The organism is Halomonas sp. TP35 (assembly GCF_052375975.1).
GTDB classification, from domain to species: domain Bacteria; phylum Pseudomonadota; class Gammaproteobacteria; order Pseudomonadales; family Halomonadaceae; genus Vreelandella; species Vreelandella citrativorans.
Window position 1 is genome coordinate 237,813 of record NZ_JBQSUZ010000003.1, and the last position, 14,751, is coordinate 252,563.

Sequence of the window (14,751 nt, forward strand, 5' to 3'; positions counted from 1 at the left end):
TTAAGAAACAAACAGACCGGTAAGCTGATAGCCGACCAACATAAAACCCGCACACATCATCGCCACGTTGGCCGTGTAGGCATGGCGCAAAAACCCGCCGGTGCGCCGCCAAAAGCCCATCACGATAAGGATGGCACCCAACGCCAGCAGTTGGCCGATCTCCACGCCCAGGTTGAACGCCAGCAAGTTGGCCAACAAACCGTTTGAGGAAATCTCGTATTCGATGATTTTGGTCGACAGCCCAAAGCCATGAAACAAGCCAAATATCAGCGTCGCGGCTTTGGTATTGGGCTGAACGCCAAACCAGCGCTGAAAAGCACCGAGGTTATCCAGGGCTTTGTAGACGACAGAAAGGCCGATAATCGCATCAATCACATAGCTGTTGATGCCGATATCGAAGTACACCCCCAGCAGCATGGTCGTGGAGTGGCCAATGGCAAACAGGCTGACGTAGATGGCAATGTGCTGCATCCGGTAGAGAAAGAAAATCACCCCTAGCAGAAACAGAATATGGTCGTAGCCCGTGACCATGTGCTTGGCGCCCAGGTAGATAAACGACATCAAATGCACGCCGTAAATCTCCTGGATATAGCCTTTATCGCCTTCAGCGACGGCATGAGCCCAGGCATCGCCACTGGCGGTCAGTAACAACACCATAAGCGAAAGCAATAGCAGGTAGCTTCGGCGCAGCGTAAAGCCCACGCCAAGCCGCCCACCTTGTTGAGATGGCAACATAAAACCTCCAAACGTGTTAATGGGTCTAGGCTGCCAGCAGGCAGCCTTGGTGGTACCGCACTAAGCCGGACGTGGAGGTCGCTCAAGGCGAAAGACGCGGCGTAACGGCACACCATCCGGGTAGCCGACGCGCAGGGAGTCGATGAGGATCGGTTCGTGTAGCAGTTCCGTTGCCAGCCGATCCGCCGATTCATGAAAGTGGCTGCCACTTTCATGGTGGGGCGAGCTGAATTCACCAGCTCGCTCCTCAACATTGTAAGAGGGGGTGATATGGCCGCCTGAGTCGCTGTGTTCATGCACATGCGCAGCCACGGCGGAGCCTTGCGTGCCATGGGCCAGCGTTTCGCCAATGCCAGACGCGAGCAGTCCCTGCATCACTATCAGCAGTAATATCGCGTATCCCAGGCGTTGACGTAACGTGCCGTGCGCAAGCATCAAGAGTGGCTCATCAATGGTAGTAAAAGCTGGCTGAATAGCCTAACATCCCCTCCAGGGGGATGGGAACATAAAAAAAGGGGACACAGCATGACATCGCATACGCACCAGACACACCCAGAGATTATCAAGCGGCTTAACCGGGCACGCGGCCACCTGCAAAGCGTGACCAACATGATAGAAGACGAGCGGCCCTGCCTAGAGATCGCCCAGCAGCTCCACGCCGTGGAAAAAGCCATTCAGCAAGCCAAAAAAACCTTGGTCCAGGACCATATCGACCACTGCATGGAGGCGGCCATCGGCCCGTTGACGGCGTTACAGCGCGAATACGTCAAAGACTTTAAAGCGATTGCACGCTATCTCTAGTTTGGGTAGCTCCCTCATAGGGTCGCTTCGCCTGTTTTGCTTATGGAGGCCTCATGTTTCAAGTGCTTGGTCATCGGGTTTACCGACATCTCTTCATGGCCCAGGTTATCGCTCTTATCGGCACAGGGCTGACCACGGTGGCTCTCGCCCTGCTGGCGCACGAACTTGCCGCTGGCCAAGCTGGGGTTGTACTGGGAACGGCGCTGGCGATCAAAATGGTGGCCTATGTCATCATTGCGCCCTTGGTGGGTGCTTATGCGGCGCGGCTGCCGCGCCGCGCTCTGCTGATCAGCCTGGACCTGATACGCGGCACCGTAGTGTGCGCACTTCCCTTTGTTAGCCGCATAGAGCACATCTACCTGCTGATTTTTTTACTCAATGCCTGTTCTGCTGGCTTCACGCCGGTGTTCCAAGCCACCATTCCAGATATCTTGAAAAAAGAAGCCGACTACACCCAGGCGCTATCGCTGTCTCGTTTGGCATACGATTTAGAGAATCTGCTAAGCCCCGTAGTTGCCGCCGCGTTACTCACATTGCTCAGTTTTAATGTGCTGTTTGTGCTTAATGCACTGGCGTTTGTTGGCTCAGCGGCACTGGTGGCCTCGGTGGCATTGCCCGCCGCTTGTCTTAAGGCGGATGCTCCCACAGTCTGGAAGCGTATCACTTATGGCCTACGCGTTTACCTTCAAACGCCACGTTTGAGAGGGCTTTTAGCATTAAGTCTGGCGGTTTCTGCTGCTGGTGCCATGCAAATCGTTAACACTGTGGTATACGTGCGCTCGTCGCTTGGGCTGGGTGAACGCGACGTTGCCATTGCCTTCGCGGCGGCAGGCGCAGGCTCCATGTTGGTGGCACTGCTGCTACCCAAAATCCTGGGGCGTGTGACCATACGCGCCACAATGTTGGTAGGGGGCGGGTTACTCACGCTGGGGCTTTACTTAGGCTTACTGACCCCGGCCTACCTGGAGCTACTTGGCCTGTGGGCGATGCTCGGCGCTGGCGCGGCGCTGATCCTGACCCCCTCAGGGCATTTGCTGAAACAGTCATGCCTGGCCGAGGAGCGTCCGGCGTTATTTGCTGCTCAGTTCTCGTTATCGCATGCCTGCTGGCTTGTAACCTACCCGCTCGCGGGCTGGCTGGGCGCCACTATCGGTGTCGCCTATACCTTTGCTGTTTTGGGTAGCGTAGCGTTATTAGCATGCGTGGCCGCCGTGATTACTTGGCCATCTCATGACCCTGAAAGGACACAGCCTGCCGCGTCGTCTTTGCGGCCTTAAAACAGCGTTGCGCGCCTCTATCTCAGGTCGAGAACCCCTACCCCAGGTCGTGCGCGCCTTGGTGCGCCTGATCACTGATGCATAGCTGATGGTCGCCTAGCACCTCAATGATCCGGCAGCTTTGCACTTTACCCCCAGCGCACTGGCTGACCATGCGCTTGAGTTCGTCGCGCAGCGCAGACAGCCGCTGCAGCCGTGATTCCACTTCCTCTAAATGATGCTTGGCCAGCGTATCGACTTCATCGCACGGCATATCGGGCCGGTCGGACATCGCCAGCAGCTCGCGTACGGCCTCCACGGAAAAGCCAAAGTCGCGCGCATGGCGAATAAACGTCAGCCGCCTGACCGCTGCCGCGCCGTAGCGGCGCTGGCCGCCTTCCGTTCGCGCTGCCTCACGCAGCAGGCCGATACGTTCGTAATAGCGCACGGTTTCGGGTTTGCAGCTGGCTCTACGCGCCAGCTCGCCGATGCTGACGGTCGATTGCATCTCTGACATCTTCAGGTATCTCCCCCAATGACTTGAACCTATAGTGGCTACAGGGTTTACGCTTGTTAAAAGTAACCCATTGGCAGGAGATGCACCATGGATACCTCGACACACCAAGCGCCCCCAACGGCTCTTACCCTGCGGGTGGAGGGCATGGACTGTGGTGGCTGCGAGCGCAAGGTGGAATCCGCGCTAGGCCGCTTGCCGGGGGTTGGCGAGGTAACCGCAAGCTCAGTGACCGGCACCGTCAATCTCCAGCTTGGCCCCGGCAACACGGCTTCCCGCGACACCATCGCCAAGTCACTCAATGACTTGGGCTACCAGCTTGCCGATGAGACCCAGCCTGACGCCTCGCCCTCCGCGTGGTGGCAGACCACCAAAGGCCGGCTGGTGATGGTGTCAGGGGGGTTATTGGTCGCCGCCTTTGGCCTTCGGCTGGTATGGCCCGCACTGGGCAACTGGCCATTTGTCGCCGCAACCCTGTTTGGCCTGGTACCAATTTTGCAGGCTGCCTGGGGTGCGCTCAAGGTACGTAACCCTTTCACCATCGAAATGCTGATGAGCATCGCAGCACTTGGGGCCTTGGCGATTGACGCCGCCGCCGAAGCGGCGTTGGTGGTGTTCTTGTTTGCGGTGGGCGAATTGCTCGAAGGGGTTGCCGCGTCCAGGGCGCGGCGCAGCATTTCGGCGCTTGCCAAGCTGACCCCGTCTTCCGCCCGGCTGATGGAGGGCAACGAGCTGCACGAGGTATCCGCCGCTACGCTACAACCGGGGCAGCGCGTGCTGGTGCGGCCCGGCGACCGGGTGCCCTGCGATGGCCGTATCCTCGCAGGCGAGTCCGATATTGACGAGTCGCCGGTGAACGGCGAATCCGTGCCCCGCCTGCGCGCCCTCGGCGACGACGTGTTCGCTGGCACGGTCAACCTGGATGCCGCGCTGGAAGTCGAGGTAACGCGTAGCGCCGAGAACAATACCATCGCACGGGTTATTCGCTTGGTGGAAGAGGCCCAGGCGGCCAAAGCACCGGTGGCACGCTTTATCGATCAGTTTGCGCGCTACTACATGCCCGCGGTGATAGGGGTCGCCCTGTTGGTAGCCATCGTACCGCCGTTGACTTCCACCATGGCGTGGTCGGAGTCGGTTTACCGGGCGCTGGCCCTGCTGTTGGTCGCCTGCCCCTGCGCGCTGGTGATTTCGACCCCGGCCGCCATTGCCGCCGGGCTTTCTTCTGGCGCTCGCCAAGGGCTTTTGATCAAGGGCGGCGCAGTGCTTGAGCAGCTTGGCAAGCTGCGGATGGTGGCGCTGGACAAAACCGGCACCCTCACCGCCGGTAGCCCCCAGGTGACCGACGTAGAAGACTGGCGCCATGAAGGGCAACACCACGAGATCTTAAGGCTCGCCGCCGCCCTGGAACGCGACGCCAGCCACCCCATTGCCATGGCCATTATGGCGCACGCCAAGCAGCAGGGTGTGACGATTGCCGCGGCTAGCCAAAGCCGGGCGCTCGCCGGGCGCGGCGTTACCGGGGTGGTAGAAGGGCGCGCGTTAAGCCTGATCACCCCGCGTCATCTGGCCGAGCAGTTCCCCCTGGACGACGCGCTAGCGGCGCGCATCGCCACGCTTGAAGACGCTGGCAAAAGCCTGGCCATACTGACCGAGGACAACCGCCCGTTGGGGCTGATTGCCGTCCGTGACGAACCCCGCGAAGACGCGCTTGAGGGGCTTGCCGCCTTATCGCGCCTGAAAGTGGAAGCTGTGATGCTCAGCGGCGACAACGCCCGCACGGTGTCGGCGATTGGCGCGGGGCTGGGCATTGAGGCACACGGCGAGCTGATGCCCGAAGACAAGGCAAACTATGTACGCGATTGGCAGGCCCAAGGGCGCGGCCCCGTGGGCAAAGTGGGTGACGGCATCAACGACGCCCCGGCGCTAGCAGCGGCGGACGTCGGCATCGCCATGGGCAGCGGCACCGATGTCGCGCTGGAAACAGCAGACGCAGCGCTGCTCAAAAATCGCGTGACCGGCATTGCTGAGCTGATTGATCTTTCCAGGGCGACCATGCGCAACGTCAAAACCAACGTCGCGCTGGCGCTGGGCTTTAAAGCCATCTTTCTGGTCACCACGGCGCTGGGCATCACCGGTATGTGGATCGCCGTGATGGCCGACACTGGTGCCACCGTGCTGGTCACGCTAAACGCCATGCGCCTGCTTGGCTATCGCTTTTCACCGGGTGCTTCGTCACCGCGTGAACGGGTAAGCGGAGCCACATCATAACCACACGGACGATACGGTTGTTGGCGGGCCACCCATCAGCGTCGCGGCACCGGTGGCGTGGCCGCTCGGGAAACCGAAAACCTGGGCACCCTCGTAAAGCGCAAGCGGGCGCGGTATCGACATTGCGACCTTGAGCAGCGTGGCGATGCCGGAGGCAATGGCGATGCTCACCACAAACCCAAGGGCCAGATGCCACCGCCTAAGCAGCAGCCAAGAGGCTACCTCGACAGTAGATGCGATAATGATTTTGGCGTCACCAAAACCGGTGGGAAAGGGGGACGACTTGATAACTCGGTTCGGTACGAAGTTAGCTAAGCGCCAAACTGATCGACCAATCAACTGTAGCCAGCCCGCCCCGCTCGGCCACCTCTTGGGCCAGAGTCACCAGAGCAGGGGCGACGAAGGTCAGCTACATACCGACCAGGATAATAGGTCGTAGATCGTACGAGGGCTCGATAAGCGATAATGCCAGAGTGCTAGCTCAGCCCGCACCGCTTTTATGCAACCGCCTAATGAGCCGCAAACGCCGCCCCGAACCTATTCAGCATCAAGCGAATCAGCAACACGATAGCAAGTACAGCTGCGAAGATGATGCCGACAAGCACCAGCAGCCGCATACTCGCGTGCCCCACCAGGCCGAGCCCGAGGTTAGCCACTTCACCTGGAAGGATGTCAGCGAGAGCCCCGACGATTGCGGAAGTATAGCCGCCACCTGTTTCCAAGGTGGCGGCATTTTTTTGGTCGACTGTTGCTTATATTCCAAAATCAGCTATCTTTATAACAATTATTATTTTAAAAAATTCGTATAGCGCTAGCGATCGAAAACACGTTTGGAGGAGATTACGCATGCAGACCTTTGCCCTTTCCCGCAGTAGTGGAGAAGGCACGCCCGACGTCGCCGGTTTTTTTGATCCACGGACGTTTAGCGTGCAGTACGTGGTCAGCGACCCCGCTACCAAGCAGTGTGCGATTATCGACCCAGTGCTGGATTTCGACGAGAAATCCGGCGCGACGGCAACGTTCAACGCTGACGCCCTGCTGGAATACGTCGCCAAGCAAGCCCTGACGGTTGAGTGGATTCTTGACACCCACCCTCATGCGGATCATTTCTCCGCCGCGCAGTACCTAAAAGAGCAAACCGGTGCACCAACGGCTATTGGCCAATACGTCACTCAAGTACAGGCGTTGTGGAAAGAGATTTACCACTGGCCAGAAATGCCCACCGACGGCCGTCAATGGGACACCCTGTTTACGGAAGGCGATACCTTCCATATTGGTGAGCTAAAAGTCGGCGTGCTGCATTCACCCGGCCATACGCTGGCCTCAATCACCTATCTCATCGGCGATACGGCGTTTGTTCACGACACTCTGTTCCAACCGGATTTCGGCACCGCGCGGGCGGATTTCCCGGGGGGCAGTGCCAAAGCGCTGTGGGACTCTATCCAGCAAATCCTCGCTCTACCCGACAATACACGGCTATTCACCGGCCACGACTATATGCCGAATGGCCGCGAGCCGAACTGGCAAAGCAGCGTTGCCGAGCAACGTGCCAACAACCCTCACCTGGCGGGCAAAAACGAGCAGGACTACATCGCGCTGCGCCACCAGCGAGATAGCGAACTGCCCATGCCCAAGCTGATTTTGCATGCACTGCAAGTCAACACGCGTGGCGGACGCCTGCCAGAACCCGAGGCCAATGGTAAACGCTATCTGAAAATTCCTCTGGACGCCTTAGAAGGCGCTGCCTGGGATTGAGTTCAGCTACCCCACACGAGATGAGGTGCAACCTTGCAAACTCAGCCGTTAGAACAAGGCGTTGAGATAACCTCAGCGCTAACACTCGATGAATTGGACGAGGTAAAAGCGCGCGGTTTTAACGCGGTGATATGTAACCGCGTGGCGGGAGAAAGTTATGACTTCCCCGACGAGGCGAGCTACCGCCATAAGGCCAAGCAGCTTGGCCTTGCCTGGGTACATATCCCCGTCAAGCCGGGCGAATACAGTCAGGAAGATATTCAGGCATTCGCCGACTCGTTAGCACAGCTTCCCCGTCCTATTCTGGCTTTCTGCCGCACAGGCAAGCGTGCCACTCACTTATGGGCCTATGCTCGACGGCAATCGGACCAGTGTGAGTTGGCAACCTTGTTGACAGCTGCAAAGGAGGCTGGCTTTGATCTTGAGGATCATCGCCAGGCCCTGGAGGGACAGACCCCATAAACGGTTGCTAAGCAGGACCGAAGGAAATGATTAGCAACGTGGATGATTTACCCAAAAAGCCAATGAATCACAATAAAAAACATGCTGGAGCCCTTATGAACTCTCAACAAACGGCAACCTACGACGTAGTCATTATTGGTGGTGGTGCGGGCGGCATTTCGGTCGCTGCTAGCTTGCTCAACCGCCAGCCAGATTTAACCATCGCCATTATCGAGCCCGCGGAAAGCCACTTTTATCAACCAGGCTGGACCATGGTGGGTGGCGGCATTTTTACTCAGGAATCGACTCGCAAGCCGATGGCAGACGTGATGCCTGAAAAAGCCACTTGGCATCAAACCACCGCTGAAAGTATCAATCCTGATGCCGAGAGTGTCGTGCTGGCAACCGGCCACACCCTGGGCTATCGACGCCTGATTGTCGCACCAGGGCTTGTGGTTGATTGGAGTGCTATCAGCGGGCTTGAAGAGACGCTTGGTCACAACGGTGTAACGTCAAACTACCGCTATGATCTTGCACCTTATACGTGGTCATTGGTGAAGTCGCTTAAGCAGGGTAAGGCGCTGTTCACCCAACCGCCGATGCCTATCAAGTGTGCCGGCGCCCCTCAGAAAGCCATGTATCTGGCCTGCGACCACTGGCGTAAACAAGGTAACCTTGGGCAGATTGAACCCACGTTCTGCAACGCCGGTGAGGTACTTTTCGGTGTGAAGGATTACGTTCCTGCCCTTCAGAAGTATATCGAGCATTACGGCATTGAAACGGCTTATAAACACCGCTTAACCGCGGTAGACGGTGCTGCAAAAGTAGCGCAATTTGAAGTCGCAGGTGAAAACGGCTCGCAAACAGTTGAGCGGCCGTTCGATATGCTCCACGTAGTACCTCCTCAAAAAGCCCCGGTTTTAATTGCTGAATCTGGCCTCGCTAATGCGGGCGGTTGGCTCGACCTGAATGCGAGTACGCTGCAACACGAACGTTACCCCAATATTTTTGGGCTGGGTGATGCTAGCGGCACTACCAATGCCAAAACGGCAGCCGCGGTGCGCAAGCAAGCCCCAGTCGTTGCTCAAAATGTGTTGGCCTCACTCCACGATAAACCGCTTAGCGCGGCGTATTACGGCTATGGCTCATGCCCACTCACTGTGGAAAGAGGCAAAATTGTGCTGGCGGAGTTTGGCTATAACGGTCAATTACAGCCAACGTTTCCTAAATGGGTCAACGACGGCACTCGCCCCACTCACGCTGCCTGGCAGCTAAAAGCCAAGGCGCTGCCATGGATTTATTGGCGGTTAATGTTACGAGGCAAAGAGTGGCTTAGCTAATTATGATGCTAGAACGTTGGGTGCCACTCATTGGCTGGCTGCGGTCCTACAACCGAACATTGCTCTCACAGGATGCTCTGGCGTCAGTGATCGTAACGCTGATGCTGGTGCCTCAGGCGTTAGCCTATGCCTTATTGTCTGGGTTGCCGCCAGAAATGGGGCTTTACGCCAGCATGTTGCCGCTAGTGCTTTACGCCATTTTTGGCACCAGCGCGACGTTAGCCGTTGGGCCGGTGGCTGTTGCGGCACTGATGACGGCCTCAGCATTAAGTAGTTTTGCTACCCAAGGAAGCCCCGAGTACGTGGGGGCTGCATTAGTGCTAGCCGCGCTCTCGGGGCTTATCCTCATCGCCATGGGCGTTTTACGGCTAGGCTTTTTGGCCAACTTTTTAAGTCATCCTGTGATCTCGGGTTTTGTAACTGCCTCGGGCATTTTGATTGCTGTGAGCCAGTTCAAACATATTTTAGGTGTTGAGGCTTCCGGACATAACGTTATTGATGTGTTGGGGGCACTTTTTAACCAGTGGCAGCAAGTGAACACCATTACATTGTTTATTGGCTTAGGCGTGTGGGGGTATTTGTTGGTGTGCCGAAAGTGGCTGAAACAGTGGCTTAGCAATGCCGGTGTTTCCGCTGGAATTGCAGCACACCTGGTCAAAGCAGCGCCAATTTCAGCGGTCATTGTCACCACACTATTGGCTTGGCTTTTTAACCTGGAGCAGCAAGGCGTGAATTTAGTCGGCTTTGTGCCCAGCGGTATGCCCGCGATTGCGTTTCCAAGCCTGGATCAATCATTGTGGCTGGGTTTGCTCCCCGCCGCGCTCTTGATCAGCTTGGTAGGGTTTGTGGAGTCGATTTCCGTAGCCCAAACGCTCGCCGCTAAGCGTCGCCAACGTATTGACCCCAATCAAGAGCTGATTGCCTTGGGGATGGCCAACGTGGGCGCGGGAGTAAGCGGGGGCTCACCTGTCTCGGGTGGGTTTTCTCGTTCGGTGGTTAATTTTGAAGCAGGCGCTGCGACACCGCTAGCGGGCGCATTTACCGCGTTGGGAATCGTTCTCTCAACACTGCTGTTGACCGACCTGCTGGCATTTTTGCCTACCGCAACTCTGGCCGCCACTATCATTGTCGCGGTCGGTACATTAATTGATCTTCCTGCAGTGAAACGCACTTGGCTGTACTCCCGCAGCGATGGCATTGCGATGGTAGCCACGCTTCTACTTACCCTGCTGCACAGCATTGAAATCGGCATTATAAGTGGCGTATTGCTGTCATTGGGCCTGCATCTTTATCGCACCAGTCAGCCCCACAGCGCGGTAGTAGGGCGAGTGCCTGGCACCGAGCACTTTCGTAATGTGAAGCGGCATAACGTAGAAGTCGACGAGCGGCTCGCCATTCTGCGAATAGATGAAAGCCTTTATTTCGCCAATGCACGTTACTTGGAAGACACTGTTATGGAACTAGCTGCACGTTCATTGTCGCTGCAACATATTGTACTGACCTGCCAAGCAGTGAACGTGATTGATGCTTCAGCGCTGGAAAGCCTGGAAGCCATCAACGGACGATTAAAAGACGCGGGCGCGACACTCCATTTAGCTGAAGTAAAGGGGCCGGTGATGGATCATCTAAAACACACGTCGTTTTATCACGAGTTGACCGGGCAAGTGTTTTTCACCACCTATGATGCTTGGCGCGTTTTGCACAATCAAAGCGACGTACTCTCTTCACCGGCTTTAGTCTCTAGCGGTGCTAGGCTGGGCACTAGCCAGCAGTAACCAAGACAGTCTTTTCATTGACGACCATGTCGATATGAAGAGGGAGATTAAGTTATATCCACACGCTTATCGATATTGACACTGTCAAATGAACTAGCGTATGACCAATCACTTAACATTAGAGGAAGTATGTCGTGGATTTTACAGCAAGCTTTCAGGGACTGATCGGCGGTGTCCTGATTGGTCTCTCAGCGACTTGGTTAATGGCCTCTCTGGGCCGTATCGCTGGCATCAGCGGCATTATCGGCACCCTCATTACCGAACGGCCGAAGGGAGATAGTGCCTGGCGCTTGGCCTTCGTTCTAGGGCTGGTAAGCGGCCCCGTACTAGCACTTTTCATTGGCGGGCTCGGCAACGTAGCCGGTGCCCCCGGCGAGGTCATCGGTCAGCCAACTGGGGGCGTGCCGCTGATGTTAGTAGCCGGTTTGTTAGTGGGGTTTGGAACAGGCCTAGGAAGCGGCTGCACTAGCGGGCACGGTGTTTGCGGTCTCGCAAGGTTATCGGTGCGCTCCCTAGTCGCCACCGTTACCTTTTTAATCGCTGCGATTATTACCGTCTTTGTGGTTCGTCATGTCATGGGAGGCAACGTATGAAAACGTTGGTGGGTTACATCGCAGGCTTGATCTTTGGTCTTGGCCTGACCATCTCAGGTATGACGGATCCGGCACGGGTAATCGGCTTCCTGGATATCGCCGGCACTTGGGACCCGACTCTGATGTTCGTACTAGGTGGCGCGGTGGTGACTAATTTCATTGGCTATCGACTGGTACTACGTCGTTCGCATCCCTTCTTTGGTGAGCGTTTTCAGTTGCCCACTCGACAAGACCTGGATATTCGCCTGATCGGCGGCGCCTCAATGTTTGGCATTGGATGGGGGCTTTCTGGCTATTGCCCAGGCCCCGCTTTTGCTTCCATCATCGGGATTTCTGCACCGCTGTTCGCCATGCTTGTGACCATGGTGATGGGTTGGTTCTTGGCACGCGCGATCCCCACCAAAACTGCATAGCGTTTGGGTTAGCATAACCAACCTCTGTAGCTTGAAATCGCCAGCCAAGCCACTAAGCAGAAAAAGCTTCATGTTCAGTTAATCCCCATCAGCCACGCTAACCAGCATCGAATCAGGAGTGCTGGAAATGCGAGCGATGAACAGGCCGCTACAACAGGTCATACGCTTAAGGCTTGTGCAGTGGATGCTGATGCTGGGGTTACTATGTATTGCCACAATAGCTACCGCGCAATCTTTCTTTGGAGAGCAGGAAAACGTCCTTCCTCCTGAGCAGGCCTTCAAGCCAACACTGAGTCGTGATGGCGAATCACTGCAGATCGATTGGCAAATCGAGCCCGACTACTATCTGTATCGTCACCGTTTTTCTGCCGAGACCGACGGGCGCGAGCTATCGTTGGATATTCCAGACGGGGAAACCATTGAGGACGAGTATTTTGGTCGCTCTGAGGTCTATCGTCATTCGTTGAGTATGACCACTCAGCCTGGCAACGCTGAAACGATCACGCTTCGCTGGCAGGGCTGCGCCGATGCGGGCCTTTGCTACCCGCCCCAGGAACAGACCTTTGACTTAGCATCTGCTGGCCAGGACATATCCAAAACGGATGAACCACCGGATGTTGCGAACGAATCCCTATCTGAGTCAAGCCCTACGCCCGAGCCAGACAATACGATGGCGGAAGATCAGCAATTAGCAGCGCAACTGGCTGGGGGTAATGGACTTTGGACGCTGGCGGCATTCTTCGGCATGGGACTGCTACTGACGTTCACGCCTTGTGTGTTGCCGATGATACCGATCCTATCGAGCCTCATCGTGGGGCGACGAGAGGTGGGCGAGAGCCACCGCGCGGCAGGCTTAGTGATGTCTACTGCGTTCGTCCTGCCCATGGCGGCCACCTACGCGCTTCTCGGCGTGGCCGCTGCCCTGGCAGGCGCGAATCTACAGATGCTGTTTCAGAACGTCTGGTTTATCGGCCTGTTCTCGCTACTGTTTATCGTACTTGCCCTCGCCATGTTCGGCTTGTTCGAATTAGAGCTGCCGAAAGCGTTTCGCCAGCGACTTGATGCAGGCATGTCGCGTCAACGCGGTGGACGCTTGAAGGGAGTTGCCATCATGGGCGTCCTCTCTGCTCTGCTAGTGGGTCCATGCATGACCGCGCCTCTAGCCGGAGCGCTGCTGTTCATCGCAGATAGTGGCAACCCTTGGTTGGGCGGCGCAGCTCTGCTATCGCTTGGTCTCGGAATGGGCTTACCACTGATCCTGATCGGTACGGTAGGTAGCCAGCTTCTCCCTAAGCCGGGTGCCTGGATGATTCGCATCAGAGCGCTTTTCGGCTTTGTATTACTGGGGATGGCGATCTGGTTTGTGGATCGCGTAGCACCTGATGCCATCATTCTCGCGCTATGGGGCGCATTAGGGCTTGGTTTTGCCGTTTCGCTACAGGCCATGTCACGAGATGACAACGCCTCAAATGTGGTCTCTCAAACAGCAACCGCAATCGCAGTCATCATCGGTTTATGGAGTACATTAGTGTTCATCGGCGCTGCCGGTGGCGCCTCTGATCCCTGGCGCCCGCTAGCGGTTTATACGTCCACCAACGATGGCTCAGCCACAGCATCGTCGTCAGCAAACGCCGAACAACCGCTTACCTTCGATGAGGTCGACGATTTGGCCACGCTTGACGCCCGTATTGCTCAGACTGGGGTTAGCGGCCAGATGACGCTCGTCGAATTTACAGCCGACTGGTGTATCTCCTGCGAGGTGATCGAACAAGAAGTTTTCGCTGACCCCACCGTTCAAGCCGAACTGCAGGATGTACAACGGTTAAGTATCGATGTGACCGACTATGACGCGTCTGACAAGGAGATCATGGAGCACTTCGGCATCGTTGGGCCGCCGACGCTCATGTGGTTCGGACCTGACGGGAAGGAGCGACGAAGTGCACGCATTATCGGCGAGCTAGACGCTGACGCGTTTCTTGAACGCTTTGAACAAGCAAAAGAAACCAACCGCAATACTACCGAAGGTAATTCATGAGCCCTCTCGATCAAAGTCTCGCCATCGGCCCAGTAGGGCTGAACGTCGGGCTGCTTGTACTTGTGCTTTCGATAGTTGTCGCGCTGATCGTCGGAGGCTATTTGGGCCGCCATCGAAAGGTCAACGTCGACAATAGTATCTTCAATGCCGTGCTCTTGGGCCTGATCGGCGCAAGGTTCATTTTTGTCGTCCAATACGTAGAGAGTTACAGCACGTTCTGGTCGTGGTTCGACATCCGCGATCGCGGCTTTGAGCCACTAGCTGGCTTTGCCGTGGCCATGATGTATCTTGCCTGGCGGCTATGGTGCCAACCTCGCGAGCGAAGACCGCTCGGCATTGCCGTTATTTCAGGAACTCTGGTTTGGTCGCTAACGGCGGGTGTACTGGCACTCATGCCCCCTCAAGGCGCTAGTATTCCCACGACACCGTTAGCCACACTTGAGCATAAGGAAGTGACGCTTCCCGAGACGCTAAACAAAGCCGGTCGCCCTATGGTGGTAAATCTTTGGGCCAGTTGGTGCCCGCCGTGTCGACGTGAAATGCCCGTATTTGAGCAGGCTCAACAAGCGCGAGACGACGTGACGTTCGTGTTCGTCAATCAAGGCGAGAACCTCAGCACCGTTAACACATTTTTACGACAAGAGTCGCTCACGCTCGATAATGTCTATCTTGATCGAAGCAATGCGCTCGGTAATGACGTAGGCGCTATGGCAATGCCCACCACACTTTATTACAACGCAGATGGCACGCTTGTCGACACCCACTTTGGTGAGCTTTCTCGTGCCACGCTTGATCGCAGTCTTGAGCGTTTCAGCCCCTAACCCA

General features: G+C 56.5%; 16 protein-coding genes. 12 read left to right on the forward strand and 4 right to left on the reverse strand.

Features of this window, described 5'->3' with window-relative positions:
- Positions 1 to 735, reverse strand: coding sequence for a HupE/UreJ family protein (locus tag ACT3RU_RS06430; protein ID WP_153844064.1), 735 nt, complete (start codon positions 733 to 735; stop codon positions 1 to 3).
- A gap of 60 nt (positions 736 to 795) precedes the next feature.
- Positions 796 to 1,170 carry a hypothetical protein gene (locus tag ACT3RU_RS06435; RefSeq protein ID WP_206478146.1) on the reverse strand — a complete coding sequence of 125 codons (375 nt, stop codon included), beginning with the start codon at positions 1,168 to 1,170 and terminating at the stop codon, positions 796 to 798.
- Positions 1,171 to 1,260: 90 nt separating this feature from the next.
- Here ACT3RU_RS06435 and ACT3RU_RS06440 point away from each other — a divergent pair, with 90 nt between their 5' ends.
- Together ACT3RU_RS06440 and ACT3RU_RS06445 are read left to right on the forward strand one after the other, a co-directional pair.
- A complete protein-coding gene (locus ACT3RU_RS06440; RefSeq protein WP_153844062.1) occupies positions 1,261 to 1,536 on the forward strand; it encodes a metal-sensing transcriptional repressor in 276 nt (91 codons plus the stop codon).
- 53 nt (positions 1,537 to 1,589) lie between these two features.
- Positions 1,590 to 2,813: an MFS transporter gene (locus tag ACT3RU_RS06445; protein ID WP_153844061.1), complete on the forward strand. Its 1,224-nt coding sequence runs from the start codon at positions 1,590 to 1,592 to the stop codon at positions 2,811 to 2,813.
- 37 nt (positions 2,814 to 2,850) lie between these two features.
- On the opposite strand, the gene ACT3RU_RS06450 is transcribed toward ACT3RU_RS06445, so the two are convergent.
- Positions 2,851 to 3,309, reverse strand: a complete 459-nt coding sequence (locus ACT3RU_RS06450; protein WP_153844060.1) for a MerR family transcriptional regulator — start codon at positions 3,307 to 3,309, stop codon at positions 2,851 to 2,853.
- Between the two features lie 87 nt (positions 3,310 to 3,396).
- Between ACT3RU_RS06450 and ACT3RU_RS06455 the strand changes: the two genes are divergently transcribed.
- Positions 3,397 to 5,574: a heavy metal translocating P-type ATPase gene (locus ACT3RU_RS06455; RefSeq protein ID WP_153844059.1), complete on the forward strand. Its 2,178-nt coding sequence runs from the start codon at positions 3,397 to 3,399 to the stop codon at positions 5,572 to 5,574.
- Here the strand turns inward: ACT3RU_RS06455 and ACT3RU_RS06460 are convergent.
- A complete protein-coding gene (locus tag ACT3RU_RS06460) occupies positions 5,569 to 5,913 on the reverse strand; it encodes a phosphatase PAP2 family protein (RefSeq protein WP_153844058.1) in 345 nt (114 codons plus the stop codon). The genes ACT3RU_RS06455 and ACT3RU_RS06460 overlap by 6 nt on opposite strands.
- A 173-nt stretch (positions 5,914 to 6,086) precedes the next feature.
- On the opposite strand from ACT3RU_RS06460, the gene ACT3RU_RS06465 reads away from it, so the two are divergent.
- The 9 genes from ACT3RU_RS06465 (at position 6,087) to ACT3RU_RS06505 (ending at position 14,747) form a co-directional block, all read left to right on the forward strand.
- Positions 6,087 to 6,383 (forward strand): hypothetical protein, encoded by a 297-nt coding sequence (locus ACT3RU_RS06465; RefSeq protein ID WP_206478145.1) that lies wholly within the window; start codon positions 6,087 to 6,089, stop codon positions 6,381 to 6,383.
- A gap of 37 nt (positions 6,384 to 6,420) precedes the next feature.
- Entirely contained in the window at positions 6,421 to 7,329 is a 909-nt protein-coding gene (locus tag ACT3RU_RS06470) for an MBL fold metallo-hydrolase (RefSeq protein WP_153844057.1), read from the forward strand.
- Between the two features lie 33 nt (positions 7,330 to 7,362).
- The gene (locus ACT3RU_RS06475; protein WP_153844056.1) at positions 7,363 to 7,791 is read left to right on the forward strand and encodes a protein tyrosine phosphatase family protein; all 429 of its coding nucleotides are present in this window, start codon (positions 7,363 to 7,365) and stop codon (positions 7,789 to 7,791) included.
- A 95-nt stretch (positions 7,792 to 7,886) separates the two neighbouring features.
- Positions 7,887 to 9,110, forward strand: coding sequence for an NAD(P)/FAD-dependent oxidoreductase (locus ACT3RU_RS06480; RefSeq protein ID WP_153844068.1), 1,224 nt, complete (start codon positions 7,887 to 7,889; stop codon positions 9,108 to 9,110).
- A gap of 2 nt (positions 9,111 to 9,112) precedes the next feature.
- Positions 9,113 to 10,885, forward strand: coding sequence for a SulP family inorganic anion transporter (locus ACT3RU_RS06485; protein ID WP_153844055.1), 1,773 nt, complete (start codon positions 9,113 to 9,115; stop codon positions 10,883 to 10,885).
- Between the two features lie 134 nt (positions 10,886 to 11,019).
- Positions 11,020 to 11,478, forward strand: coding sequence for a YeeE/YedE family protein (locus tag ACT3RU_RS06490; RefSeq protein WP_153844054.1), 459 nt, complete (start codon positions 11,020 to 11,022; stop codon positions 11,476 to 11,478).
- A complete protein-coding gene (locus ACT3RU_RS06495; RefSeq protein WP_206478144.1) occupies positions 11,475 to 11,891 on the forward strand; it encodes a DUF6691 family protein in 417 nt (138 codons plus the stop codon). The genes ACT3RU_RS06490 and ACT3RU_RS06495 overlap by 4 nt, the downstream gene beginning before the upstream one ends.
- Before the next feature lie 127 nt (positions 11,892 to 12,018).
- The gene (gene dsbD, locus ACT3RU_RS06500; protein ID WP_241254350.1) at positions 12,019 to 13,926 is read left to right on the forward strand and encodes a protein-disulfide reductase DsbD; all 1,908 of its coding nucleotides are present in this window, start codon (positions 12,019 to 12,021) and stop codon (positions 13,924 to 13,926) included.
- Positions 13,923 to 14,747, forward strand: a complete 825-nt coding sequence (locus ACT3RU_RS06505; RefSeq protein WP_483392589.1) for a TlpA family protein disulfide reductase — start codon at positions 13,923 to 13,925, stop codon at positions 14,745 to 14,747. Before dsbD ends, ACT3RU_RS06505 begins: the two co-directional genes overlap by 4 nt.
- Positions 14,748 to 14,751: the final 4 nt, after the last annotated feature.